The sequence below is a fragment of the Ensifer sp. ENS09 genome (assembly GCF_014852425.1).
Classification (GTDB): Bacteria; Pseudomonadota; Alphaproteobacteria; order Rhizobiales; family Rhizobiaceae; genus Ensifer.
In genome coordinates, this window is the sequence record NZ_JACVBP010000001.1 from 294,664 (window position 1) to 319,889 (window position 25,226).

Annotated in this window: 20 protein-coding genes, 3 tRNA genes and 1 pseudogene; 10 read left to right on the plus strand and 14 right to left on the minus strand. The window is 61.8% G+C overall.

The window, feature by feature from the left end; genetic code table 11:
* Positions 1 to 170 precede the first annotated feature (170 nt).
* Positions 171 to 1,010 (plus strand): SDR family oxidoreductase, encoded by an 840-nt coding sequence (locus IB267_RS01525; RefSeq protein ID WP_192446124.1) that lies wholly within the window; start codon positions 171 to 173, stop codon positions 1,008 to 1,010.
* On the opposite strand, the gene IB267_RS01530 is transcribed toward IB267_RS01525, so the two are convergent.
* From IB267_RS01530 to IB267_RS01550, 5 genes are all read right to left on the minus strand, one after another.
* A complete protein-coding gene (locus tag IB267_RS01530; RefSeq protein WP_043620407.1) occupies positions 998 to 1,324 on the minus strand; it encodes an SMR family transporter in 327 nt (108 codons plus the stop codon). The two genes, IB267_RS01525 and IB267_RS01530, sit on opposite strands and share 13 nt — an antisense overlap.
* Positions 1,311 to 1,682 carry an SMR family transporter gene (locus IB267_RS01535; protein ID WP_192446125.1) on the minus strand — a complete coding sequence of 124 codons (372 nt, stop codon included), beginning with the start codon at positions 1,680 to 1,682 and terminating at the stop codon, positions 1,311 to 1,313. The genes IB267_RS01530 and IB267_RS01535 overlap by 14 nt, the downstream gene beginning before the upstream one ends.
* Positions 1,683 to 1,760: 78 nt before the next feature.
* Complete coding sequence (locus tag IB267_RS01540) at positions 1,761 to 3,014, minus strand: cyclopropane-fatty-acyl-phospholipid synthase family protein (protein WP_192446126.1); 1,254 nt, start codon at positions 3,012 to 3,014, stop codon at positions 1,761 to 1,763.
* 85 nt (positions 3,015 to 3,099) lie between these two features.
* Positions 3,100 to 4,563, minus strand: coding sequence for a deoxyribodipyrimidine photo-lyase (locus IB267_RS01545; RefSeq protein WP_192446127.1), 1,464 nt, complete (start codon positions 4,561 to 4,563; stop codon positions 3,100 to 3,102).
* Positions 4,564 to 4,661: 98 nt separating this feature from the next.
* A tRNA-Asn gene (locus IB267_RS01550) sits at positions 4,662 to 4,736 on the minus strand.
* A gap of 159 nt (positions 4,737 to 4,895) precedes the next feature.
* Between IB267_RS01550 and IB267_RS01555 the strand changes: the two genes are divergently transcribed.
* From IB267_RS01555 to IB267_RS01570, 4 genes are all read left to right on the plus strand, one after another.
* The gene (locus IB267_RS01555) at positions 4,896 to 5,189 is read left to right on the plus strand and encodes a hypothetical protein (RefSeq protein ID WP_043614612.1); all 294 of its coding nucleotides are present in this window, start codon (positions 4,896 to 4,898) and stop codon (positions 5,187 to 5,189) included.
* A gap of 221 nt (positions 5,190 to 5,410) precedes the next feature.
* Entirely contained in the window at positions 5,411 to 6,145 is a 735-nt protein-coding gene (locus IB267_RS01560; protein WP_192446128.1) for a thermonuclease family protein, read from the plus strand.
* Positions 6,146 to 6,297: 152 nt separating this feature from the next.
* Positions 6,298 to 6,371: transfer RNA gene (locus IB267_RS01565), tRNA-Cys, on the plus strand.
* A gap of 209 nt (positions 6,372 to 6,580) precedes the next feature.
* Positions 6,581 to 6,913 carry a hypothetical protein gene (locus tag IB267_RS01570; RefSeq protein ID WP_192446129.1) on the plus strand — a complete coding sequence of 111 codons (333 nt, stop codon included), beginning with the start codon at positions 6,581 to 6,583 and terminating at the stop codon, positions 6,911 to 6,913.
* Positions 6,914 to 7,003: 90 nt separating this feature from the next.
* Here IB267_RS01570 and lexA read toward each other — a convergent pair whose 3' ends face one another.
* Positions 7,004 to 7,726: a transcriptional repressor LexA gene (lexA, locus tag IB267_RS01575; RefSeq protein ID WP_043614246.1), complete on the minus strand. Its 723-nt coding sequence runs from the start codon at positions 7,724 to 7,726 to the stop codon at positions 7,004 to 7,006.
* A 237-nt stretch (positions 7,727 to 7,963) separates the two neighbouring features.
* Positions 7,964 to 8,260 (minus strand): hypothetical protein, encoded by a 297-nt coding sequence (locus IB267_RS01580; RefSeq protein WP_043614248.1) that lies wholly within the window; start codon positions 8,258 to 8,260, stop codon positions 7,964 to 7,966.
* Positions 8,261 to 8,488: 228 nt separating this feature from the next.
* Between IB267_RS01580 and IB267_RS01585 the strand changes: the two genes are divergently transcribed.
* Together IB267_RS01585 and IB267_RS01590 are read left to right on the plus strand one after the other, a co-directional pair.
* Entirely contained in the window at positions 8,489 to 9,217 is a 729-nt protein-coding gene (locus tag IB267_RS01585) for a hypothetical protein (protein WP_192446130.1), read from the plus strand.
* A gap of 118 nt (positions 9,218 to 9,335) precedes the next feature.
* Positions 9,336 to 9,938, plus strand: a complete 603-nt coding sequence (locus IB267_RS01590) for a hypothetical protein (RefSeq protein ID WP_156134020.1) — start codon at positions 9,336 to 9,338, stop codon at positions 9,936 to 9,938.
* Positions 9,939 to 10,086: 148 nt separating this feature from the next.
* On the opposite strand, the gene IB267_RS01595 is transcribed toward IB267_RS01590, so the two are convergent.
* A tRNA-Ala gene (locus IB267_RS01595) sits at positions 10,087 to 10,162 on the minus strand.
* A gap of 221 nt (positions 10,163 to 10,383) precedes the next feature.
* On the opposite strand from IB267_RS01595, the pseudogene IB267_RS01600 reads away from it, so the two are divergent.
* Positions 10,384 to 10,821 (plus strand): annotated as a pseudogene (locus IB267_RS01600) (ethanolamine ammonia-lyase light chain EutC); the annotation flags it as partial.
* 136 nt (positions 10,822 to 10,957) lie between these two features.
* Here IB267_RS01600 and IB267_RS01605 read toward each other — a convergent pair.
* The 5 genes from IB267_RS01605 to uvrA form a co-directional block, all read right to left on the minus strand.
* Positions 10,958 to 11,389 (minus strand): GNAT family N-acetyltransferase, encoded by a 432-nt coding sequence (locus IB267_RS01605; protein ID WP_192446131.1) that lies wholly within the window; start codon positions 11,387 to 11,389, stop codon positions 10,958 to 10,960.
* 139 nt (positions 11,390 to 11,528) lie between these two features.
* Positions 11,529 to 15,326: a vitamin B12-dependent ribonucleotide reductase gene (locus tag IB267_RS01610; protein WP_192446132.1), complete on the minus strand. Its 3,798-nt coding sequence runs from the start codon at positions 15,324 to 15,326 to the stop codon at positions 11,529 to 11,531.
* Positions 15,327 to 16,113: 787 nt separating this feature from the next.
* On the minus strand, positions 16,114 to 16,917 hold the full coding sequence (locus IB267_RS01615) for a DUF72 domain-containing protein (RefSeq protein ID WP_192446133.1): 804 nt from the start codon (positions 16,915 to 16,917) through the stop codon (positions 16,114 to 16,116).
* A gap of 42 nt (positions 16,918 to 16,959) precedes the next feature.
* A complete protein-coding gene (locus IB267_RS01620) occupies positions 16,960 to 17,412 on the minus strand; it encodes an N-acetyltransferase (RefSeq protein WP_192447150.1) in 453 nt (150 codons plus the stop codon).
* Between the two features lie 41 nt (positions 17,413 to 17,453).
* Entirely contained in the window at positions 17,454 to 20,375 is a 2,922-nt protein-coding gene (uvrA, locus tag IB267_RS01625) for an excinuclease ABC subunit UvrA (RefSeq protein ID WP_192446134.1), read from the minus strand.
* 279 nt (positions 20,376 to 20,654) lie between these two features.
* Here uvrA and IB267_RS01630 point away from each other — a divergent pair, with 279 nt between their 5' ends.
* A complete protein-coding gene (locus IB267_RS01630) occupies positions 20,655 to 21,215 on the plus strand; it encodes a single-stranded DNA-binding protein (RefSeq protein ID WP_192446135.1) in 561 nt (186 codons plus the stop codon).
* A 110-nt stretch (positions 21,216 to 21,325) separates the two neighbouring features.
* Here the strand turns inward: IB267_RS01630 and IB267_RS01635 are convergent, their stop codons facing one another.
* Complete coding sequence (locus IB267_RS01635; protein WP_192446136.1) at positions 21,326 to 21,955, minus strand: MarC family protein; 630 nt, start codon at positions 21,953 to 21,955, stop codon at positions 21,326 to 21,328.
* Between the two features lie 478 nt (positions 21,956 to 22,433).
* On the opposite strand from IB267_RS01635, the gene gyrA reads away from it, so the two are divergent.
* Entirely contained in the window at positions 22,434 to 25,214 is a 2,781-nt protein-coding gene (gene gyrA, locus IB267_RS01640; protein ID WP_192446137.1) for a DNA gyrase subunit A, read from the plus strand.
* Positions 25,215 to 25,226 lie beyond the last annotated feature (12 nt).

Here is a 25,226-nt window from a genome sequence, read left to right on the forward strand (position 1 = left end):
CAGGCAAGAAATAGCGTTTCGCCGTCGCTCTGTCCCGAACAAAAATCGTCTCCAGGGACTGCGAGAGCCGGCGGCAAGGAGCGCTGCCGCGAAGAAGGGCCGGGCAAGTCATTTTTCGCCCACAGAAGGAGATGCGTACGTGTTTCCCGGCGCGTGCCGAGGAGTGAGTGATGAGTATTCAATCTACGAAATCGGAACAGAAACTGGCTTGGGTAACGGGCGCAAGCTCGGGAACCGGGCGGGCACTGGCGCTTGCGCTGGTGCGCGAAGGTTACTCCGTCGTCGTGACGGCGAGAAACCACGACAGGCTCGTGGATCTGCAGCATGAAGCGGCAAGTGAAGGGCGGATCACCGTGCTCGACGGCGATGTCACCGACCCCGCCGACATGGAGCGGGTGATGGCGGCGATCGAATACGATCACGGGCATCTTTCGCTCGTGGTGCTGAACGCCGGGGTCGCGCTGCCGGTGCGGGGAGGCGAGCTTCACCGCGAGGCCTTCGAGAAGAGCTTTGCCGTCAACCTCAACGGCGTCGTCAACTGTCTCTTGCCGGCGGTGGAGCATATGAAGGCGCAGGGGTACGGACACATCGCCATCGTCTCGTCGGTCGCCGGCTATGGCGGATTGCCGACCAGTGCCGCCTATGGCGCCACCAAGGCCGCGCTGATCAATATGGCTGAAAGCCTGAAGTTCGATCTCGACCGGCTCGGCATCCGGCTGCAGATCATCAGTCCCGGCTTCGTCGATACGCCCGGGACCGCACATATCCGATTTCTGAGACCGGCGCCGGTGACCAGCGAGGAGGCGGCAAGGCGTATCGTCGCCGGCCTGAAGTCGCGACGGTTCGAGATTGCCTTTCCGCGCCGCTTTGCCTACGCGATGAAGCTCATGGACCTGCTGCCCTACAGCCTCTATTTCCGCGTATTGAACTGGCTGACCTGCAGCAAGGCGGAGGCCATGGAAGGCAAGAAGCACGCCGGACCCGGCGGGCACCCGCGTCAGGCGGTGTGAAGCACCAGCACCGCGCCGAAGATGAGAGCCAGTCCGACCCAGCCGATCGGCTTCAGCTTCTGGCCGAACAGGAAACGGCCACAAATAGCCGTTCCGAAGATCCCGGTTGCGCCAAGCACGGCATAGGCAATGGCGAGCTCCATGCCCTTGGTGGCTTCCGCCAGGAAGGCAAAGGCGGCGAGCACCAGCAGGATCGAGAGGATGCCCCAGCCACGGCGGGCGAACCCCTCCGATTTCGTCGATGCAAGGTTGGCCCCAATATCGAGGATGCCGGCCACGACCGCGAGAACGAAGTAGATGCTAGGCGCGCTCATCGGCGGCTCCTTCGTTCATCGCGTCGTCCTCTTCGTGGTACTCGCCGGCATTGACGAGCAGGATGCCGACGATCGCCATCGAAAGTCCGAGCATTTCGCGTCCGGTCAGCACATGGCCGAACACGAAAACCGAAACCAGTGTGATGATGGCGACGCCCGAACCTTCCCAGATCGCGTAGGCGACGCCCACCGATATCGTCTTCACGGCCTTCGCCAGGAAGACGTAGGAGAGCGCGATCGAGACATACATGACGATGTGGCCGAGGTAGGAGCCGCTTTCGGAAGCGGCCTTCATCACCGTCAGGCCCACCACTTCAGTCGCGATGGCGAGCGCGAGGAAAAACCATGCAAGACGCATGCTGTACCTTTGAACAGAAACTTGGATCGACCGCCTATTAAGCGCTACGGGTGACGCGGTAAAGACGCGGCGTACGCTTCACTCGAAGACGATCTGCCGGACATCGATGTTGCGGGCGCGGAACCCAGCCTCGCAATAGTAGAAGTAGAACTCCCACAGCCGCTTGAATCGCAGGTCGAAGCCGAGCGGCTCAATCCTGCTCCAGACCGCCCAGAACCGCTCCCGCCATTCGCCGAGCGTGCGGGCATAGTCGACCCCGAAGCCGAAGTCGTTGATCATCCGCAGGCCGACATTGCGGCCAAGCTCGACCAGATGCTCGCGCGTCGGCAGCATGCCGCCCGGGAAGACGTATTTCTGGATGAAATCCGGATTGGAGCGATACTCCTCATAGGATTCGGGCTTGATCGTGATGATCTGCAGTCCGGCCTTGCCGCCGGGTTTCAGGCACCGCTTCAGCTGCGAGAAATAGGTTGCCCAGAATTTTTCGCCGACGGCCTCGAACATCTCGATGGAGACGATGCGGTCATAGGCGCCTCTTTCCTCGCGATAGTCCTGGAACTTCAGTTCGACACGGTCGGCAAGGCCGGCCCGCTGCATGCGTTCGCGCGCGAAGGCCAGTTGCTCGCGGCTGATCGTCAGCCCGGTGACCTTGCAGCCGATTTCCGCCGCCGCGAATTCGGCAAAACCGCCCCAGCCGCAGCCGATCTCGAGCACGTGGTCGCCGGCACGCAGATTCGTCGCCTCGGCCAGCGCGCGGTACTTGGCTTTCTGCGCCGAGCGGAGATCATTGGCGCCGGTGGCGTAGAGCGCGGACGAATAGGTCATGCTCGGATCGAGCCATTCGCTGTAAAACGCATTGCCGAGGTCGTAGTGGGCCTGGATGTTGCGGCGGGCACCGGAGCGGGTATTGGCATTGCGCCAGTGCAGGAACTTGTCGAAGAGGCGCAGAAGCCCGCGCGCGCGGTTCGGAAAGTTGTTGCCGATTTCGGCGTTGACGAGGAAGAGTTCGAGAAAGGCGCCGACATCGGGACTGTCCCAGTCGCCGTCGATGTAGCTTTCCGCGGCCCCGATGGTGCCGCCTGAAATGGCGCGCTGGGGCAGGTTCCAGTTGTTGAGATTGAGGATGGCGCTGGGGCCGGCCCTGGCGCCTTTGATCACCAGCCGGCGGCCATCTGGCGTGGCGAGCATCAGCGTTCCCACCTGAAGGTGCACCAGCGCGCCAAGCACCATGCGCGCCTTGAGCGGAAAATCCCGCACGACCGTTGCCAGGTTGTCGGAAGATAGCTCCACGGCATCGGCTAATGCAGCAAAATCGGCTTCCAGATTACGCATACACCACCCCCTCAGCTGTTGCATCCGTAAGGTGAGCCTAGCCGCAATCGGGCGAGACGCCAACTGAGGAATTCTACCGGAGGCTCTATGGGCCTTCGGAATCTCCCGGCGCGCTTGTGATCTGCCGGAAAGCCGCCAGTGCCCGGTCCCGCGCAACGGCATGGTCGACCATCGGTTTGGGGTAGGTCGTGCCAAGTTCGATGCCGGCTTCCGCAAGGGCTGCGGGTGGGGCTGCGAAGGGGCGATGGACATAGCGCGGGGAAAGGCGCTCGAGTTCCGGCACGAAGCGCTTCACATAGAGACCGTCGGGGTCGAATTTTTCGCCCTGGATCAGCGGGTTGAAGATCCGGAAGAACGGTGCGGCGTCCGCGCCCGATCCGGCGACCCATTGCCAGCTTGCGCCATTGTTGGCCGGATCCGCGTCGACCAGCGTGTCGCGAAACCAAGCTTCTCCCCTGCGCCAGTCGACGAGCAGGTCCTTGATGAGAAAGGAGGCGACGATCATGCGGACGCGATTGTGCATGTAGCCGTGACGCCACAGCTGGCGCATGCCGGCATCGACGATCGGGTATCCGGTGAGCCCCTTGGTCCAGGTGGTGAAATCGTCGTCGTCGTTCAGCCAGTGGAAGCGGTCGAATCGACGGTCGAGGTTGCGGCGGGGGAGCTCAGGATAATGAAACAGCAGATGGTAGGAGAATTCGCGCCAGGCGAGCTCCTTGCGGAAGGTGGCAGCCCCTTCGCCGCTGTCGGCCTGGGGGCCCGCTGCCGCGTGCCAGGCCTGCGCCGGCGAGATTTCGCCAAACGCCAGATGGGGTGAGAGCAGGGATGTGCCATCCGCGTCGGGGAAGTCGCGGCGACGTTTGTAGGCGTCGAGCTTTTCGTCGATGAATTCTTCGAGGCGGGCGGAGGCACCGTCTTCGCCCGGCGTCCACACCTCGCCGAATGTTGCTGCCCAGTCCGGCTTCGTCGGCAACAGCGACCAGTCGTCGAGGCGCTCCGATCGCGGCCAGGTTTCCGGTGCTGCAACATGGTGCGGCCGGTCGATCGGCGGTGCCGGCTCGTTTTTCAGCACGAGCGCGCGCCAGAACGGCGTGAACACGCGGTAGGGGCCGCCGGTGGTCGTCAGCAGCCGCATGGGCTCGTGCAGTAACTGCCCAGCAAAACTCTCGGCGGTGATGCCCCGTTCTGCCAGCGCCTTCTTGAGCGCGGTATCCGTGGCGATGCCGCTCGGGTCGTAGCGACGGTTCCAGTAGATGCGCTCCGCGCCGCTTGCGCGCGCGATCTCGACGATCACGTCCAGCGGCGTGCCTGATCGAAGAACGAGGCTTGAAGTGCGCTCGGCAAGACTTGCGCCCAAAGCTTCAAGCGAATGGTGCAGCCACCACTCCTGAGCCGCGCCAAGCGGGCCGTTGCCGCTGTCGGCGGGTTCGCGAATATAGAGGGGAATGACCGCGGCTTCGCCGGCAGCGGCCGAAAGAGCGCGATTGTCGGCCAGGCGAAGATCCTTGCGGAACCAGACGATGATGGGCGGCGCCGCGGCCTTTGTCATGGAGAACCATCAGGAGGTTGGGGATTGATCACCTATGGAACATAGGCGCAAAATGAAAAAGAGCCATTCGCATCGCTGCAAATGGCTCTTTTAGAAAGTGGCTCCCCGGGCCGGATTCGAACCGGCGACCTGTCGATTAACAGTCGAATGCTCTACCGCTGAGCTACCAGGGATCATCCGCGCCGCTGTTGTGCTGTGCGCTTCAGAAGTGAGGCTGCTAATACGCATGCTTTTCTGATTTGCCAAGCGCTTTTTTCAAAAAAAATGACAAGTTCCGTTGCGAGGCTGTGGAGAAGTCCCCAATTGTGGGAAAACACGCCGGATAGGGAATGATGAATAAAAACAGGAAGCAGATGCATTTCGGCATTGATCCGCAGACACGACAGATCGTGCTGGGCAAATGGCGCATAGCGCTGCCCGACTCTCCGCTCTTGCGCATCCTGCTGGGTTCGCTGCTGGTGTTCTGCGGTTTTCTAGGCTTCTTGCCCGTGCTGGGCTTCTGGATGATACCGCTGGGCCTGATCGTGCTTTCCCACGACATTCCCTCGGTTCGCCGCCGTCGTCGTCGCCTGGCCGTCTGGTGGGCGCGATGGCGCGGGAAGACCAATTCCTCGAAGGGTTCCTGAGCCGGGCGCAGAATTATCGATCTTGTTGTCGAGGGCAGGGTGGTCGGCGGTTTCGAAACCTCGCGGCCGCCCCGCATCAATTCCGAATCTCTCAACAAGGGCCGTGGCCGCGCAGGCGAATGACCGGTTCGTCGCCGTCTTCCCTTCTGTTGGGGTGCCCTCGAAAACTTTTCGGCAACGCATCAAACGCATAATGCGGTCTCGAATCAGGATGGGGACCGATGGCCAAAGCCACTACGAAACGTCGACGCCGCAGTTCGGGCAGAAGCAGCAGCAAGCAGGGCGGCATGGCGCCATGGTATCTGGCCGCAGCGCTCACCCTTGGCGGCGTCATGGCCTATGACCATCGCGCCGAGTTGCGGCACTGGCCCGTGGTTTCCGATGTCGTGGCATTTGCGTCGCGAACGGAAACGAAGCCGAAGCCTCCGCGTGCCGTTCCTGAAGCGCAGGAGCGCGTCGCGCATCAGGCGGACAGGCACAAGCCGAATCCGAAGCCCGACCCGGTCACCAAGGTCGCTCTGGCCGCACCCGTGCCGTCGGTGAATGTCGGGGTCACGCCGCCTACCCCTGTCGTGCGGCCGAATGAAGAGGTGAAGACGGCGTCCATCCGCACCGACCAGTTCTATTTCTGTGGCATTCGCAACGACAACTGCGTGATCGATGGCGCCACTTTCGTCTTTCATGGCGAGACGATCCGCGTCGCCGACGTCGACGCGCCGCGAATCCGCCAGGCAAGCTGCGACAAGGAGCGTTCGCGCGGCTTCTACGCCAAGCAGCGCCTGCGAGAGCTGCTGAACGCGGGCGACTTCAAGCTGGTTTCGGCAGGCGGGCGATCAGACGCCAAGGCCGGCGAAAAACTGCGCCTGGTTACCCGTGGCGATCAATCTCTTGGACGCGTGCTTGTCTCCGAGGGGCTCGTGCGCCCGTGGGATGGACGCCCGACGCCCTGGTGCTGAGATCAACTGGGAGCCGATCGGCGGACATCGGCGATCGTTCTGTGGAAAGTATCTATCCAACAAATCGACGGCGCGTTTTTCAGAAAATGCCTCTTGCGGTTTTTCTGCAATCATTCTAAATCCGCGCCAACGCTTGGTTATCCGAGCTGTGAGGCCTCGTGGCGGAGTGGTGACGCAGAGGACTGCAAATCCTTGTACCCCGGTTCAATTCCGGGCGAGGCCTCCAATATTTTCACCTCGTTTAAATTGGTTCGACGTTCTGCCCTGGGGCAGCGCGGGTCGTTTCGCGACCCCACGTCCGCGCAAGCCACGTCTCCTATGCCTCCGTCGGATCTTATCGCTTCGGTGAAATCGGTAGAGGGGGAACGATGACTCCGCTGAGATCAGCCGCATCGGTAGCGTCCGTCAACATTAAGAACGGAGGCAATGGCATCAATGAAAAAGAGACTGATCCTGACGGCGTTGGCGTGTATTGCGGCGACCGCTATTGAGGCGCACGCGGACGACCTGGTTTTCCAGCTGAAGAACAACACCAGCGTGGTCCTGACGAACTTTTATACGTCGCCGGTCGGCGTCAATGAGTGGGAAGACGATGTTTTCGGTCGGCAGGTCCTGAACCCTGGCGAGAGCATGGAGATCACCATTGCCGACGGGCGGGACGTCTGCAAATACGACATGCGATTCGAATTCGAGGAGGGCTCGGCCCTCGATACGACCGAGGACACGCAGGATCTCTGCGAGCTCGGCGAATATACGATCCACGAATAGGCGATCTGGATTTCAGGTCACCCGAAATGGAAAGAGCCTCGCCAATTTCCTTGGCGAGGCTCTTTTTTGATTCGGCGTTCTGCCTGGAATTCAATGGTAGCGGCGGATCAGCCCGACGAGCTTGCCCTGGATCTTCACGCGATCTGGTCCGAAGATGCGCGTCTCGTAGGCGGGGTTGGCGGCTTCGAGCGCAATCGACGCGCCCTTGCGACGAAAGCGCTTCAGCGTCGCTTCCTCGTCGTCCACGAGCGCCACGATGATGTCGCCGGGATTGGCCGAGTTGCCGTTGCGGATGATCACCGTGTCGCCGTCGAAGATGCCGGCCTCGATCATCGAATCGCCCTTCACTTCAAGGGCGTAATGTTCGCCGCTGCCGATCATGTCGAGCGGCACGGTGATGTCATGGGTGTTGTTCTGGATCGCCGAGATCGGAACGCCTGCAGCGATGCGCCCCATCACCGGGACGGAAACGGACGTGCTTTCGGCAACCGGGGCGGGCTTCGGCGCAGCAGGAGCGGCCGCCGGCGGCTTTCCAAGGCTGCCTTCGATCACGCTCGGCGAGAAGCCCCTGCGCGGCTGCTGCTGGCCGGCGGCGTAGGCTTCCGGAAGCTTGATGACTTCGAGCGCGCGCGCCCGGTTCGGCAGCCGGCGAATGAAGCCGCGTTCTTCGAGCGCGGTGATCAAACGGTGGATGCCAGACTTCGACGCCAGGTCGAGCGCATCCTTCATTTCATCGAATGACGGCGGTACGCCCGACTCCTTCATGCGTTCGTGAATGAACAGAAGCAATTCCTGTTGCTTGCGGGTCAGCATGGCACGTCGCTCCAGAGGCGTGAAACAAATCAAGAACAGACACTATCTGTTCCATATGTGTTCCGCAAGTGCCTAAAATTCCGTGAATTCAGGCGATTGGCCGCTTCTGCGGGTGCCGATCGGTCACTTTTGCGGGAGCAGGGCGCTTATCGGCGACGGTTGCGTGCCAAAATCGCGCCGGATGACGCCAGTCGCGCAGCTGATTCGAGCGAATCACGGGGCTCTATGAGGAGAGATTTAGGTCGCTTGCGAGGTCGAGCAGGCGTCCTCGAACTCCTTCACCGTCTCTGCGCTGTTGTCTTCCGGCAGCACCGCGTCGGCGGCGTCGGTCGCGACGGGCGTGTCGCCGTCATAAACGAAGGACTGGATGTAGAACGCCAGTGCGCCCTTCCACACGTTGCGTCCATCGATCTGATGGCACGGCACGGCCCGTTCGAAATCGGTCTGGAGTTCATCCACCGTCGCGGCGCTGAGCTTGACGTCAGGCATATTGGGCGATGCGACTATCGAAGCGAGAAGCAGGGCGGCAAGCACGGGAATCGTCCACTTGATGAAGGGGTGGCACTACATGGTGGGAAACGATGTGAACCGTGCTTTCGTTCCGAAGTCCAGCAAGCATGGCGATCACTCTGCCGTGTTCAACAGCTCTTTGCCTGCAGGCTGTGTCCGATTTGCGCCAGCCGCTCCACCTCGAGTTCATCTTGACCGTTCCTCTTGCGACGCGCGAAGAACGCACCGGCAGTATCGGCTCTAGGGTCGGGGGTGGGGGATGCGCAAAAATCCCTGCGAGGAAGGGGCTTCACCGTCTCGACAGGAGGTCAAAAAAAGATAACTTTGCGTGGAAAGTGGGGTAATTGCATGCGTAGATTGTCGTTGGTGGTGCTCGGTCTGTTGCTCACGGCCGGAGCGGCGTCTGCTGAAGATGGGCGTTCGAACATCTGGAAGCGGATCAACGCCTGGACGGTGGGTTCCGATCCATCCCTGGGAGGCTCGTGTTACGCCGCGACGAGCTATGATGCAGGCGCAATCCTTCGTATCGGCTTTTATCCGCGGGGGTCGGCGAACCTGGCGTTTCTTTCGATCGGCAATGCCGAGTGGAAATCCATCGAGCCGCAGCGGGAATATGACGTCGCCTTGCAGCTCGACCGGGGTCGCCAGTGGCCGGCCGTTGCATTCGGCGTCGATCTTACCGGCGCCAAGGCCCTCGTCGTGAACTTTTCCAACACCGACTTCTTTACCGAATTCGTTCGCAAGAACACGTTGGCGCTGGCCTTCGAGGGACGCGTCGTCGCGAGCCTCAGCCTGCGCGATTCGATGAAGGCGGTGAGCGAGATGTTCAAATGTCAGGAGGCGGTTAGCGCCTTGATCCCGAACGGCGGGCAGGGGGCAGCGAACGATCCCTTTGCCGGCGCCGGTGGCACTGGCCCGAACAACGATCCCTTTGCCGGTGGCGGCCAGACCAAGTCGTCGAAAGATCCTTTCGCCATGTGATGGGCGCGTCCGCTTTCCGCAGAGAGGTGAATATTCCTAAAATGTTGCTGGTATCGGGCTCGGTACCCTCGACAGCGGCGCGGGTACCTATCAAAATGCGGGCAAACGGGGGTTTTGCATGCGTAGATTGCTGGTCGGATTGGTAAGCTGTCTGATCGCCGCGGGATCGGCCGCGGCCGAGGAGTCCGAAATCATCAAGTGGAAGGACGTCGACGGTTGGACCGTTGCATCCGACACCTCGATGGAGGGCTCCTGCTTCATATCGTCGGAATTCGACGGCGGCGTCACCTTGCGGCTCGGGTTCTATCCCAAGGGCTCCGAGTCGCCGCTCTACATGAGCTTTGCCAGCGACGACTGGCGGTCGCTCGAGGTCGGCAAGGAATACGACCTGACGTTCCGCTTCGACAAGACCGAGCCCTGGAGCGCTTCGGCGACCGCTGCTGGCGATGCGAGCGGAAAGTTTCTGTTCGTGAACGTCACCGACGCCGAGTTCCTGACGGGCTTCGTGCGCAAGCGGGGCCTGGCCATCGCGTTCGAAGATCGCGTGATCGCCAATCTCAGCCTGCGCGGCACTGGCCCCGCGGCCGAAGAGCTGATGAAGTGCCAGAAGGCAGTCGACGAGATCATCGCCGACGAAGGCCGCAAGTCCAAGGAGAAGAAGGCGGATCCGTTCAATGCACCGAGCGAGAAACGCTCGGCACGGGATCCGTTCAGCCTCTGAAAACAGGGGCGCGTGAGCGGGCGTTGTTGCGCGAAGGCCGGGCGGTGGCCGGGACGAGTGGTATCCCCAGAGTAACGCGAACTTGCGATCTGCTTACAAATCAGCCGCTGATCCAGTGCTTCGGCAATTGGCTCAATTCTGTTTGCCTTGGTGGAGCCGAAGGGAGTCGAACCCTCGACCTCCGCAGTGCGATTGCGGCGCTCTCCCAACTGAGCTACGGCCCCGTGCCATCCAGTCAACACGACGGCCGCCAAGCCTGTCAATAGACGCGCGCCAGCACGCACGCTCGAACGTCGTTGCCCGATCCGGCTAGGCGAAGTGCGGCGTCGTTCTCTGAACCGCTTGCGCACTCCACCCATTGTCGAACTCTGCCGGCGGGTTTACCCTGCAACCGGACGATGGCGCTCCGTGAGCCTCGTTGAAGTGTCGGCGGTACACGCCAACCGTCATTTCAGATGGTTTGAACGCCAAGGCCATCATGGATGAGGGCCATCTTTCGCCCTATCTGGAGGAAATGCGCAGGTTGCTCGGCGATGCCGGCGTCTCGGTGAGTGACAAGAACATCCTGGTGACCAGCGGCAGAGTGCGGGCCGGCTACAGGATCGGCGAGACGTTGTTTGCCGAGGCCGATCCCAGCACGTTTCGAGGAATTCTCCACATCATCGGCGAGCGGCCCGGGACCATGCACCATGCCTACTCCGTGTACATCACCGTCGCCAAAGGAAAGCGCTGGGCGGAGAAGGACATCGATCACGACATGACGAAGCTGGTCAGCAACGTCGCCGATACCGCACTTGCACCTAAAGAAGCGGCCAAGGAAAGCTTGACCATTATCCGGGAGATCATCGGCAAGGACGTCAACAGCAGCCGGCGATTCGGGTGACCCTAAACGCGTTGTAGGGCAACAAGGCACTCGCTGTCCGGCGGCGTCGGCGGTCGTGAATCGTGTCGCCGCCGCATGCTGCTGCTTTCGGAGGGCAGAAAACGCGGTTGCTTCTTCGGAGCGTGACTTTCCGACGTCAGAACCGCTTCTTCAGAAAGTAGCGCGCAATCGCCCCTTCACCGCCTTCGAGTTCACCAAAGAACTCGAAGCCGAGCTTTTCATAGAAGGGCCGGGCCTGGAATTCGAAGGTGTCGAGCCAAAGGCCGACATAGCCGCGCTGGCGCGCGATCTTCTCCGCTTCCTCGATCAGGCGTCGGCCAAGGCCTTGGCCGCGGTATTCATCGGGAACGGCGAGGTAACGGATAAAGGCCCAGCCATATCCATCCGTCGCATAGAGCCCACCCGTCGCGACTTTCGTCTCCGGATCGCGAAGGACGATGGCAAAACCGGGCAGATCGGCCATGCCGCTATGGGCATGGTTGTAGGCATCCAGCGGCGCAACGATGCCGCTGAGGTCCTCCCGGTTCGGGTCTTCGAGAATAATGTCGATGATCGGAACAGGCTTCAAGGGAACCCAATCAAATGGTGGCTCGGTCTGTATATTCGCGTTTTGTTCTATAAAGCACTCCAACCCGAGGAAAACCTCGGGTTGGCAATGATCGTGGCCTTCGTTCAGTCGTCGTCGTCAAAGGCGACGACGACGTGGCTCAGCTGCAGCCGCTCGTTGCGCCGCAGGTGTCGCACTTCTCGCAGGTGCCGTTGCGCACCATCGTGAAGTTCTGGCACTCGGTGCACATGTTGCCGGTGTAGCCCTGCATGATCGAGCGGGCGCGGCGTTCGGCTTCCACCTTCTTGGCATCCGACTTGGCCGATGCCGCTTCGGCGGCTGCCTTGTCGGAGAAGAGGGCGGTGACTTCCTGCTCGACTTCGTCGGCGATCTCTTCTGCCAGTTCCGCAGCCCGCTCTTCATAGTCGCGCTTGAAAGCGACGATTTCCGAAGTGGCGATCGCGGTCGTTGTTTCCAGCTTGCGCACCGTGTTGCCGGCGATCGCCGTCACGGTCGCACCCGAGGAGGCGCGAGCGGGGGCACCCGTCGACGAGCCCTTGGGTTCGCTGGAGGCCCGGTCGCCGGTGCCGCCGACGATCGTCGGCTTGTAGCCGCGCGTCCAACCTGTGGAGATCAGGTTGGTCTTGCCTTCCTGGATGCCCTTGCCGAGTGCGGTGTTGCCGAAATCGGACGTATCCACGTGAGCAAGATCGTGACGGCCGAGATAGGAAACCGCCAGTTCGCGGAAGACGTAGTCGAGGATCGACGTCGCGTTCTTGATCGCGTCGTTGCCCTGGACCATGCCGGCCGGCTCGAACTTGGTGAAGGTGAAGGCCTCCACATATTCTTCGAGCGGCACGCCGTATTGCAGGCCGAGCGAGATGGCGATCGCGAAGTTGTTCATCATCGCACGGAAGGCGGCCCCTTCCTTGTGCATGTCGATGAAGATCTCGCCGAGCCGGCCGTCACCGAACTCGCCGGTGCGCAGATACACCTTGTGACCGCCGACGACGGCCTTCTGGGTGTAGCCCTGGCGACGGTTCGGCAGCTTTTCGCGGGCGCGGATCACCTTCTCGATGACGCGCTCGACGATCTTCTCGGTGATGGTGACGGCCTGGGCGGCGGCAGGCGCCTGGATCAGATCCTCCAGCGCATCCTCGTCCTTGTCGTCCTCGATCAGCGAGGCGTTCAGCGGCTGCGACAGCTTGGAGCCGTCGCGATAGAGGGCGTTTGCCTTCAGCGCCAGCTTCCAGGAGAGCATGTAGGCGTTCTTGCAGTCCTCGACGGTCGCCTCGTTCGGCATGTTGATCGTCTTGGAGATGGCGCCCGAGATGAACGGCTGGGCGGCGGCCATCATGCGGATGTGGCTTTCGACCGACAGGTAGCGCTTACCGATCTTGCCGCAGGGGTTGGCGCAATCGAAGACCGGCAGGTGCTCGTTCTTGAGGAACGGTGCGCCTTCCAGCGTCATCGCGCCGCAGACGTGGATGTTCGCCGCTTCGATGTCCTTCTTGGAGAAGCCCATGTGGTCGAGCAGGTTGAAGTCCATCGAACCGAGCTGTTCGTCGGTGACCTTCAGCGTGCCCTTGAGGAAGTCGGCGCCGAGCGTCCACTGGTTGAAGACGAACTTGATGTCGAAGGCGCTCTTCAGAGCGGCGTTGACCGCTTCCACCTTTTCGTCGGTGAAGCCCTTGGCCTTCAGCGTCGACGGGTTGATCGCCGGCGCCTGGTTCAGGTTGCCGTGGCCGACAGCGTAGGCTTCGATCTCGGCGATCTGGCTCTCGCCGTAGCCGAGCGAGCGCAGGGCTTCCGGAACGGCGCGGTTGATGATCTTGAAGTAGCCGCCGCCGGCGAGCTTCTTGAACTTCACAAGCGCGAAGTCAGGCTCGATGCCGGTCGTGTCGCAATCCATGACGAGGCCGATCGTGCCGGTCGGCGCGATAACCGTTGCCTGGGCGTTGCGGTAGCCGTGCTTTTCGCCGAGTTCCAGCGCCTTGTCCCAGGCGCTCATGGCGTGGATGACGAGGTCCTGGTCCGGATTGTCGCCATGGATGAGCGCAACCGGGTTGACCGAGAGAGCTTCGTAACCGGTCGTCTCGCCATAGGCGGCGCGGCGGTGGTTGCGGATGACACGCAGCATGTTGTCGCGGTTCGGCGCAAAGCCCGGGAACGGACCGAGCTTCTCGGCCATCTCGGCCGAGGTGGCGTAGGAGACACCGGTCATGATCGCGGTCAGCGCACCGGCAATGGCGCGGCCTTCGGCACTGTCATAGGGAATGCCCGAGGACATCAGCAGGCCGCCGATATTGGCGTAGCCGAGGCCGAGCGTGCGGTATTCGTAGGAAAGCTCGGCAATCTCGCGGGACGGGAACTGCGCCATCATGACCGAGACTTCGAGAACGATGGTCCACAGGCGGACGGCGTGCTCGTAGTCGGCAATGTTGATGCGCTTGGTCGCTGCGTCCTTGAACGTCATCAGGTTCAGCGAGGCGAGGTTGCAGGCGGTGTCGTCGAGGAACATGTACTCCGAGCACGGGTTCGACGCGCGGATGGGGCCGGCGGCGGGGCTCGTGTGCCAGTCGTTCATCGTCGTGTTGAAGTGCAGGCCCGGATCGGCCGACGCCCAGGCGGCGTAGGAGATCGATTCCCAGAGGTCGCGTGCCTTCAGCGTCTTCATGACGCGGCCGTCCTTGCGGGCGGTCAGGTGCCAGTCGCCATCGCCTTCGACGGCGCGCAGGAAGTCGTCCTTGATCGAGACCGAGTTGTTGGAATTCTGGCCTGAAACCGTGAGGTAGGCTTCCGAATCCCAGTCGGTGTCGTAGGTCTTGAACTCGAGGTCCTTGTAGCCCTGCTTGGCGAACTGGATGACGCGCTGGACGTAGTTTTCCGGAACCAGCGCCTGCTTGGCGGCGCGGATCTCGCGCTTCAGCGCCGGGTTCTGCTTCGGGTCATAGCAGGCGTCGTCCGTGCCTTCGCAGTTGACGCAGGCCTTCATGATCGCCTTCAGGTGCTTGGCGACGACCTTGGAACCGGTGACGAGCGCAGCAACCTTCTGCTCTTCCTTGACCTTCCAGTTGATGTATTCCTCGATATCCGGATGGTCGATGTCGACGACGACCATCTTGGCGGCGCGGCGGGTGGTGCCGCCCGACTTGATCGCGCCGGCGGCGCGGTCGCCGATCTTCAGGAACGACATCAGGCCGGAGGACTTGCCGCCGCCCGAAAGTTTTTCGCCTTCGCTGCGCAGATAGGAGAAGTTGGAGCCGGTGCCGGAGCCGTACTTGAACAGGCGCGCTTCACGCACCCAGAGATCCATGATGCCGCCTTCGTTGACAAGATCGTCACCGACCGACTGGATGAAGCAGGCATGCGGCTGCGGGTGCTCGTAAGCCGACTTCGACTTCGTCAGCTTGCCGGTGAAGGGGTCGACATAGAAGTGGCCCTGGCCGGGGCCGTCGATGCCATAGGCCCAATGCAGGCCGGTGTTGAACCATTGCGGCGAGTTCGGCGCGACGCGCTGCGTGGCGAGCATGTAGGCAAGTTCGTCTTGGAAGGCGGAGGCGTCTTCCTCGGTATCGAAGTAGCCGCCCTTCCAGCCCCAATAGGCCCAGGTGCCGGCCAAGCGATCGAAGACCTGACGGGCATCGGTTTCGGAACCGTATTGCTCATCCTTCGGCAGCGCCTTCAGCGCATCCGTGTCGGGAACCGCGCGCCAGAGGAAGGAGGGGACATCGTTCTCCTCGACGCGCTTCATCTTGGCGGGAACGCCGGCCTTGCGGAAATACTTCTGCGCGAGAATGTCGGCGGCAACCTGGCTGAACTGAGCCGGTACGTCGATATCGGCAAGGCGGAAAACGATCGAACCATCGGGGTTCTTGATCTCACTCGTAGCCTTGCGGAATTCGATCTCCGCATAGGCGGATTGCCCGGCTTTCGTGAAACGACGTTCGATCTTCATTGTCCCTGGTCCTTCGTGTTGCCTAGCGCCCGCCACAGGCGCAATTGTCCCCGCCCGGCCGCGAGGGGCATCCCGCAGCCAGTCTCAGCTTCCGTCCTTGGAGAGAAACCCACAACTGGGTGACCCTGTATCTTGTGAGATAGGCTGGCTGCAAATACTAAATATAGTATCAACAACTTCTTCAAGCCAGCCAAATATTGCCCCGGTGGACCCGAAAAATCGCACAGAAATCCTCAGGGCGACCCCATGGTGAAATCCATGACTGCCGCCTTTCAGAACCGCCGATTTTGGGAGAGGAACCGGGACTTGAACAATCCGGTCCGCCGCCGTTGCAACGTGAAATCCATTAACCGTGAATCGTCCGGGGGCGTCAAGGGGTGGTTTGTGACGGAAGTTTGAGCGCTAGATGTTGTGTGGGTCAGCTGTGGAAAACGGGGACATCGGCCAATGCCATGAAAATCAGGCACTTCCGGAGGTTGCCTGTGAGACTGACGCAACGGTCGGCGCCCAAACGAAATTTTGACGGGTAAAAACCCGCATAAAAAGTGTCCCTTACGGCAGGCTCGGTTGCATCAGTGAAAGCGATATGGGGTGGGGCAGTGATTCGTTTATTAACGGTCCCGTAAGCACCGGTATCGGTTCGCAGCCGACGTCGGCGCAGCCCGCGGGAGGGCGGATCATCGACGCTCTGCGACAGGCCTGGGACTAAAGCGAGTGGTATGGTTCGGGGGCGCCGATGCGCTCCAAGCGGGCCAGACGCGTCTGCGCGCAATCTGGCCCGCTCATGTCAGTCGACGCGCTTTTGCAGCTCGCGTGCGCCGTTCGGTGCATTCACCTTGCCCTCGGTGATGAAGTAGGCGAACACGTCGCGCGGTTCCTTCTTGGCCTTGCGATCAGGCGCACTTTTCTCAAGGCCGCTCGGCTCGTCGCCGGCTGCAAACGCCTTGGCGCGATCGGCCCAGAGGTCGAGCTTGTCGGCGGCATAGCAGGTCTTGATCTCGTCGCTGCCCTTCTGCAGGCGGAGATAGACGAAATCGGCGGTGACATCGGCGATCATCGGATAGTCAGCATGCTCGGCGAGCACGACGGCGACGCCGTATTTCTCCAGCAGCGAGACAAAATCCGGAGACTGGAAGGTCGGATTGCGGACCTCGACCACATGGCGCAGTGGCAAGCCGTCCTGTTTCTCCGGCAGAAGCTTCAAAAAGCCTTCGAAATCGTCGGGCTCGAACTTCTTCGTCGGCGCGAACTGCCAGAGGATGGGGCCGAGATGGGCCCCAAGCTCGGTCAGTCCCTGCGTCAGGAAACGCTCCATGGATTCGCCGGCTTCCGACAGAACCTTGCGGTTGGTGACGAAGCGGCTCGCCTTCAGGGAGAAGATGAAATCATCGGGCACCTCCGACGCCCACTTGGCGAAGGTCGCAGGCTTCTGCGACGAGTAATAGGTGCCGTTCACCTCGATCGCCCGAAGCTCTTTGCCGGCAAATTCAAGCTGCCGCTTCTTTGCCAGCGTGTCGGGATAGAAGGTGCCTTCCCAGGGCTCGAAGGTCCAGCCGCCAATACCAACGCGGATCTTTCCGGATTTTGCCATGCCATCCTCCTCAACGACGGCCATCGCTTGACCGCCTACTTTTTACTCTTTGATCGATTTCGTCATGTCCACGAGTGTCCACCCTGGACGATAGGGATTGGGTCGGCGACCCGTTTCTTGAAATCCATAGGCGCGATAGAGCGCAATGTTTCGCTCCATGCGTGAATTGGTGTAGAGCCGCACCTCCGGCAAGCCCCACTCGGCCGCCTTGGCATCCACGAAGCGCAGCAATTCGATACCGAGCCCCTGGCGCTGATAGGCCGGGGCAACCGCCAGGCTGAAGATCATAAGGTGATCGGCGTGCCGTTCGACAACGGCAAGCGCCGAGACAGCCTCATTTCGCTCCCGAAGCCAGACTTCGCCACGAAGGATACGAGGCGCGTAGTCTTCGGTGACCGGGAGCGGCGGCCCACCAAGCAGCGCCTGATAGGGCTCATAGGCCGCCTCCGTCACGCTCTGCACGGCGGCCAGATCTTTGAGACGAGCAGGCCGCATCATGCCAACACTCCTAAAGCGCGCCGACCAGTTCGGCGAACCTACTCCGCCGCTTCGACCTTCTTCATCGGCCGGCGCTCCAGCAGCTCCTTCAGGAACTGGCCGGTATAGGACCGCTTCTCTTTCACGATGTCTTCCGGCGTGCCGTTGGCGATGACCTCGCCGCCGCCGTCGCCGCCTTCAGGGCCGAAGTCGATCACCCAGTCGGCGGTCTTGATGACTTCCAGATTGTGCTCGATGACGACGACCGAATTGCCCTGGTTGACCAGCTCATGCAAGACTTCAAGAAGCTTGGCTACATCGTGGAAATGCAAGCCGGTGGTCGGCTCGTCGAGGATATAGAGCGTGCGGCCGGTCGAGCGTTTCGACAGTTCCTTGGCGAGCTTGACGCGCTGGGCTTCACCGCCCGAAAGCGTGTTGGCCTGCTGGCCGACCTTGATATAGCCGAGACCGACCTGGTTGAGCGTGACGAGCTTGTCGCGCACCGAAGGAACCGCGGCGAAAAAGTCGACGCCTTCCTCGACGGTCATGTCGAGCACGTCGGCGATCGACTTGCCCTTGAAATGCACATCGAGCGTTTCGCGGTTGTAGCGCTTGCCATGGCAGACGTCGCAGGTGACGTAGACATCCGGCAGGAAGTGCATCTCGATCTTGATGACGCCGTCGCCCTGGCAGGCCTCGCAGCGGCCGCCCTTGACGTTGAAGGAGAAACGGCCCGGCTGATAGCCGCGCGCCTTGGCCTCCGGCAGGCCGGCGAACCAGTCGCGGATCGGCGTGAAGGCGCCGGTATAGGTCGCCGGGTTCGAGCGCGGCGTACGGCCGATCGGCGACTGGTCGATGTCGATCACCTTGTCGATATGCTCGAAGCCATCGATGCGGTCGTGCTCGGCCGGGTTTTCGCGCGCGCCCATGATGCGGCGGGCGGCGGCCTTGTAAAGCGTCTCGATCAGGAAGGTCGACTTGCCGCCGCCGGAGACGCCGGTAACCGCGGTGAAGACGCCGAGCGGGATCGAGGCGGTGACGTTCTTCAGGTTGTTGGCGCGGGCGCCGACAACGGTGATTTCCTTTTTCTTCTTCGGCTTGCGGCGTTCGGAGGGAACGGCGACCGAAAGCTCGCCGGACAGATATTTGCCGGTCAGCGATTTCGGATTGGCCATGATGTCCGACGGCGACCCCTGTGCGATGACCTCGCCGCCGTGGATGCCGGCAGCCGGGCCGATATCGACGACGTAGTCGGATGTCAGGATCGCGTCTTCGTCATGCTCGACGACGATCACCGTGTTGCCGATGTCGCGCAGATGCCGAAGCGTGTCGAGCAGGCGGGCGTTGTCGCGTTGATGCAAGCCGATCGACGGCTCGTCGAGCACGTAAAGAACGCCTGTCAGCCCCGAGCCGATCTGCGAGGCCAGCCGGATGCGCTGGCTTTCACCGCCTGAAAGCGTTCCGGAATTGCGCGACAGGCTCAGATACTCAAGACCGACATCGTTGAGGAAGCGCAGCCTGTCGCGGATTTCCTTCAGGATGCGGACGGCGATTTCGTTCTGCTTGGCATTCAGACGTTCCGGCAGGGCCTCGAACCAGTCACGGGCGATGCGGATCGACATCTCGGTCACCTGACCGATATGCAGCTTGTCGATCTTGACCGCCAGCGCTTCCGGCTTCAGGCGGAAACCGGCGCAGGCCGGGCAGGGCGCAGCCGACATATAGCGCTCGATCTCCTCGCGCGCCCAGGCGCTGTCGGTTTCCTTCCAGCGGCGCTCGAGATTGGGCACGATGCCTTCGAAGTTCTTGGTGGTGTTATAGGAGCGGGCGCCATCCTCGTAATGGAAGACGATCTTTTCTTCCGTTCCGTGCAGGATCGCGTTCTGCGCCGCAGCCGACAACTCGTTCCAGCGGCTGCCGAGCTTGAAGCCGAAGACCTTGCCGAGCGCTTCCAGAGTCTGGTTGTAGTAGGGCGACGAGGATTTCGCCCAGGGCGCAATTGCGCCGTCGCGCAGCGTCCGATGCTCTTCCGGCACGATCAGCGCCGTGTCGATCTTCTGCTGGCTGCCGAGACCGTCGCAGGTCGGGCAGGCGCCGAAGGGATTGTTGAACGAGAACAGCCGCGGCTCGATCTCGGAAATGGTGAAGCCGGAAACCGGGCAGGCGAACTTCTCCGAAAACAGCACGCGCTCGTGGGTTTCGTTCAGCGACTTGTTGGCCGAACCGCCAGCGGCGGTTTCTTCTGGCGGTAACGGCTTGTCGGCGAATTCGGCGACGGCAAGGCCATCGGCGAGCGTCAGGCAGGTCTCAAGGCTGTCGGCAAGGCGCGAGGCGAGGTCGGGGCGGACGACGACGCGGTCGACCACGACGTCGATGTCGTGCTTGTACTTCTTGTCGAGTGCCGGAACCTCGGCGATTTCGTAGAAGGTGCCGTCGACCTTGACACGCTGAAAGCCCTTCTTCATCAGCTCGGCGAGTTCCTTCTTGTACTCGCCCTTGCGGCCGCGCACGAGCGGCGCAAGGATATAGAGACGGGTGCCTTCGCCGAATTCGAGCACCCGGTCGACCATCTGGCTGACCGTCTGGCTTTCGATCGGCAGACCCGTCGCCGGCGAATAGGGAACGCCCACGCGCGCAAAGAGCAGGCGCATATAGTCGTAGATTTCGGTGACCGTACCGACCGTCGAGCGCGGGTTGCGCGAGGTCGTCTTCTGCTCGATCGAGATTGCCGGCGACAGGCCGTCGATCTGGTCGACATCCGGCTTCTGCATCATCTCGAGGAACTGGCGCGCATAGGCCGAAAGGCTTTCGACATAACGGCGCTGGCCTTCGGCATAGATCGTATCGAAGGCAAGCGACGATTTGCCCGAGCCGGAAAGGCCGGTCATCACGATCAGCTTGTTGCGCGGCAGATCGAGGTCGATGCCTTTCAGATTGTGCTCGCGCGCACCACGAATGGAGATGGTCTTGAGTTCACTCATCGGAAGCCAGCTTTTGCATGTCGGTTGAAAGCCCCCTATGTAATGACGCTAACGCCCATGTCGAGGCGCAATCGGCAAAACAGGCGGCCAATTCGAGTCGGTTGACAGGATCATAGTCAAATACTAGAACAAATAAAGAACAAATCGTCCATAAAACGACCAAAACTGTTGTGGATTATGTGTGAGGCGGGGCGTATCGGCGGGTTCAGACCGCTAAGATGCGCGCTCTTGAAATTCCAAGCCGGGCCGACGGTCCGGTGAAACCACGGGAAAAGCAACATGGCTGGAAGCGTCAACAAGGTGATCTTGATCGGAAATGTCGGGGCAGACCCGGAAATCCGGCGCACGCAGGACGGCCGGCCGATCGCCAACCTGCGCATCGCAACCTCGGAAACCTGGCGCGACCGCAACAGCGGCGAGCGCAAGGAAAAGACAGAGTGGCACCAGGTGGTGGTGTTCAACGAAGGCCTCTGCAAGGTCGTCGAGCAGTACGTCAAGAAGGGCGCCAAGCTCTATATCGAAGGCGCGCTGCAGACCCGCAAGTGGCAGGACCAGAACGGCAATGACCGCTATTCGACCGAAGTGGTCCTGCAGGGCTTCAACTCGACGCTGACCATGCTTGACGGCCGCGGCGAAGGCGGCGGCTCCGGTGTAAGCCGTGGCGGCGGCGGTGGAGCCGGTGACTTCGGCGGCGGCGGCAACTATGGCGGCGGCGGTTACGACGATTACGACCAGCCGCGCCAGTCTTCCGGCGGTGGCCGTTCGGGCGGTGGCCAGGGCGGTCAAGGCGGCCAGGGTGGTGGCTTCTCGCGCGATATGGACGACGATATTCCGTTCTGATCGCAAGCGGATCCTTTTGACGAAAAACGCCACGTCCCAAGGACGTGGCGTTTTTTGTTTCCGGTCTTTGTCGACGGCGTCGGGCGAAGAATGCGCGCGGCCGTCCGACCTCAGCTCGCCATCGCGGATTTGACGCCGTCGACGACGAACTGCACGGCGAGTGCCGCCAGGATCACGCCGAGCAGGCGGGTGAGAATGGCGCGACCGGTGACGCCGAGAAAGCGGTCGATGCGCTCGGCGATGACGAGCGCCAGGAATAGGCTGACGATCGACAGCGCGATGACGATGATGAGCTGGGTACGCTCGACGGCGGTCGGGAACGATCCGGCAAGCAGGATGGTCGCCGAGATCGCACCGGGACCGGCAATCAGTGGCAGGGCGAGCGGGAAGACCGCGATGTTGTGGATGTGATCCTTGACCGTCGCGTTCTCGCCGGTCTTTTCCTTGCGCTCCTGCCGCTTCTCGAAAATCATCTCGAACGAGATCCAGAAGAGCAGCAGGCCGCCGGCGATGCGGAAGGCGCCGATCGAGATGCCGAGCAGGCCGAGGATACTGTTGCCGAAGAGTGCGAAGGCCGCGAGAATGAAGAAGGCGATCAGCGAGCCGCGCGTGGCCACCTGAAAGCGCTCCTGGCGGCTGAGCCCGACCGTGAGGCTTAGGAAGATCGGCGCAAGGCCGGGCGGATCGAGCGTGACGAGAAGCGTTGTAAGCGCATTGACCAGCAGATCGACATTGAACATCCGTTTCCCCTTCCGGATTTCGCCCCGGGTTTTCCCGGTGGCATGAGGTATTGTTAGGCAAGTTCCCCTTCCGGATTTCGCCCCGGGTTTTCCCGGTGGCATGAGGTATTGTTAGGCAAGCGGCGCTGGCTTGGGAAGGGGGCGACAAACAAAGTCTCAGCAAGGGCTTAATGAGCAATCGCTGCGCCCAGGTGGGGCGCAAACGGGCGCCGTGGACGTCATTGGCGGCCAGGCTCTTCCGATTTCGCGCGCCATGCCCTACAAAAGCCTGCTCCGGCGGCAAAAGACTGTTCACAACTGCCGTGCGGCTCATCGGTTCCTGCTGGGATAACCGCGTGAATCGCACAGCGAATCAAGGCATTACAAGGACATCTTCACAGTCCGGCGGGCAAGTGGCGCCAAAGGCCGCAAATTGGCGCTTCCGATGGCAATCCGCTATAAATATCCGACTGATTCTGAACAAAGATCGTGATCACCATTGACTGAGCAAAGCACCCCCGGCGGCGGAAAAACTCCGCCAGGCATCGAGCCGATTTCCATCATCGAGGAAATGCAGCGGTCCTATCTCGATTACGCGATGAGCGTTATCGTCAGCCGCGCGCTTCCCGACGTGCGTGACGGTCTGAAACCCGTGCACCGCCGCATCCTCTACGGGATGAGCGAGCTCGGCATCGACTGGAACAAGAAATACGTCAAATGCGCCCGCGTGACCGGGGACGTGATGGGTAAGTACCACCCGCACGGCAACGCCGCGATCTACGACGCGCTGGCGCGCATGGCGCAGGACTGGTCGCTCCGCCTGCCGCTGATCGACGGCCAGGGCAACTTCGGCTCCGTCGACGGCGACCCGCCGGCAGCCGAGCGCTACACCGAATGCCGCCTGCAGAAGGCCGCCCATTCGCTGCTCGACGACCTCGACAAGGAAACGGTCGACTTCCGCGACAACTATGACGGCACCCTGCAGGAGCCGGCAGTCGTTCCCGCGAAGTTCCCGAACCTGCTCGTCAACGGCGCCGGCGGCATCGCCGTCGGCATGGCGACGAACATTCCGCCGCACAACCTGGTCGAAGTCATCAACGGCTGCATGGCGCTGATCGACAATCCGGCGATCGAACTGCCGGAACTGATGGAAATCATCCCCGGCCCGGATTTCCCGACTGGCGCGCTGATCCTTGGCCGCTCGGGCATCCGCTCGGCCTACGAGACCGGCCGCGGCTCCGTCATCATGCGCGGCCGCGCCCATATCGAGCCGATGCGCGGCGACCGCGAGCAGATCATCATCACCGAGATCCCGTTCCAGGTGAACAAGGCGACGATGATCGAAAAGATGGCCGAGCTGGTGCGCGAGAAGCGTATCGAGGGCATCTCGGACCTGCGCGACGAATCGGACCGCCAGGGCTACCGCGTCGTCATCGAACTCAAGCGTGACGCCAATGCCGACGTCATCCTGAACCAGCTTTACCGCTACACGCCGCTGCAGACCTCGTTTGGCTGCAACATGGTGGCGTTGAACGGCGGCAAGCCGGAGCACATGACGCTGCTCGACATGCTGCGCGCCTTCGTCTCGTTCCGCGAGGAAGTCGTTAGCCGGCGCACGAAGTACCTGCTGCGCAAGGCACGCGACCGCGCCCATGTGCTCGTCGGCCTTGCCATCGCGGTTGCCAACATCGACGAAATCATCAAGCTCATCCGCCATGCGCCGGACCCGCAGACGGCGCGCGAGCAGTTGATGGAGCGCCGCTGGCCGGCCCATGACGTCGAGAGCCTCATCCGCTTGATCGACGACCCGCGTCACCGCATCAACGAGGACGGCACCTACAACCTCTCGGAAGAGCAGGCCCGCGCCATTCTCGACCTGCGCCTGCAGCGCCTGACAGCGCTCGGCCGCGACGAAATCGGCGACGAACTCAACAAGATCGGCGAGGAAATCAAGGATTACCTCGACATCCTGTCGTCGCGCCTGCGCATCATGAGCATCGTCAAGGACGAGCTCGTCGCCATCCGGGACGAGTTCGGCACTCCGCGCCGGTCCGAGATCATGGAGGGCGGCCCCGACATGGACGATGAGGATCTCATCGCCCGTGAAGACATGGTCGTGACCGTCTCGCATCTCGGCTACATCAAGCGCGTGCCGCTGACGACCTATCGCGCGCAGCGCCGTGGCGGCAAGGGCCGCTCGGGCATGGCGACCCGGGACGAGGATTTCGTTACCCGGCTATTCGTTGCCAATACCCACACGCCGGTTCTGTTCTTCTCCTCGCGTGGCATCGTCTACAAGGAGAAGGTCTGGCGCCTGCCGATCGGCACGCCGCAATCGCGCGGCAAGGCTCTGATCAACATGCTGCCGCTGGAACCCGGCGAACGCATCACGACGATCATGCCCCTGCCTGAGGACGAGGCGACCTGGGAAAACCTCGACGTCATGTTCTCGACGACCCGCGGCACGGTTCGCCGCAACAAGCTGTCGGACTTCGTCCAGGTCAACCGCAACGGCAAGATCGCGATGAAGCTCGAGGAAGAGGGTGACGAGATCCTCTCCGTCGACACCTGCACGGAGCGTGACGACGTCATGCTGACGACAGCGCTCGGCCAGTGCATCCGGTTCCCGGTCGACGACGTGCGCGTATTTGCCGGCCGTAACTCGATCGGCGTTCGTGGTATCAACCTCGGCGACGGCGACCGCATCATCTCGATGGCGATCCTTGGCCATGTCGAGGCCGAACCGTGGGAGCGTGCAGCCTATCTCAAGCGCGCCGCGGCGGAACGTCGGGCGACGAATGGCGACGAGGAAGAAATCGCTCTGGTCGGCGAGGAAGTCGCTGACGGCGGAGAGCTGTCGAACGAACGCTTCGAGGAGCTGAAGGCACGCGAACAGTTCGTGCTGACGGTCTCGGAGAAGGGCTTCGGCAAGCGCTCGTCGTCCTACGATTTCCGCACCTCGGGCCGTGGCGGCAAGGGCATCCGTGCCACCGACACCTCGAAGACGACGGAAATCGGCGTTCTTGTTGCTGCCTTCCCGATCGAAGACAACGACCAGATCATGCTCGTCTCCGATGGCGGCCAGCTGATCCGCGTGCCGATCAATGGCGTCCGGCTAGCGAGCCGCGCGACCAAGGGTGTCACCATCTTCTCGACCGCCAAGGATGAGAAGGTCGTGTCGGTCGAGCGCATCAGCGAGCCGGAGAGCGATGAAGAGGAAGGCGAAGAGGCAGTCGTCGAGAACGGTGCGCCGGAAACGCCAGTCGAATCCGAGGATTAAGCGCTCCACTTG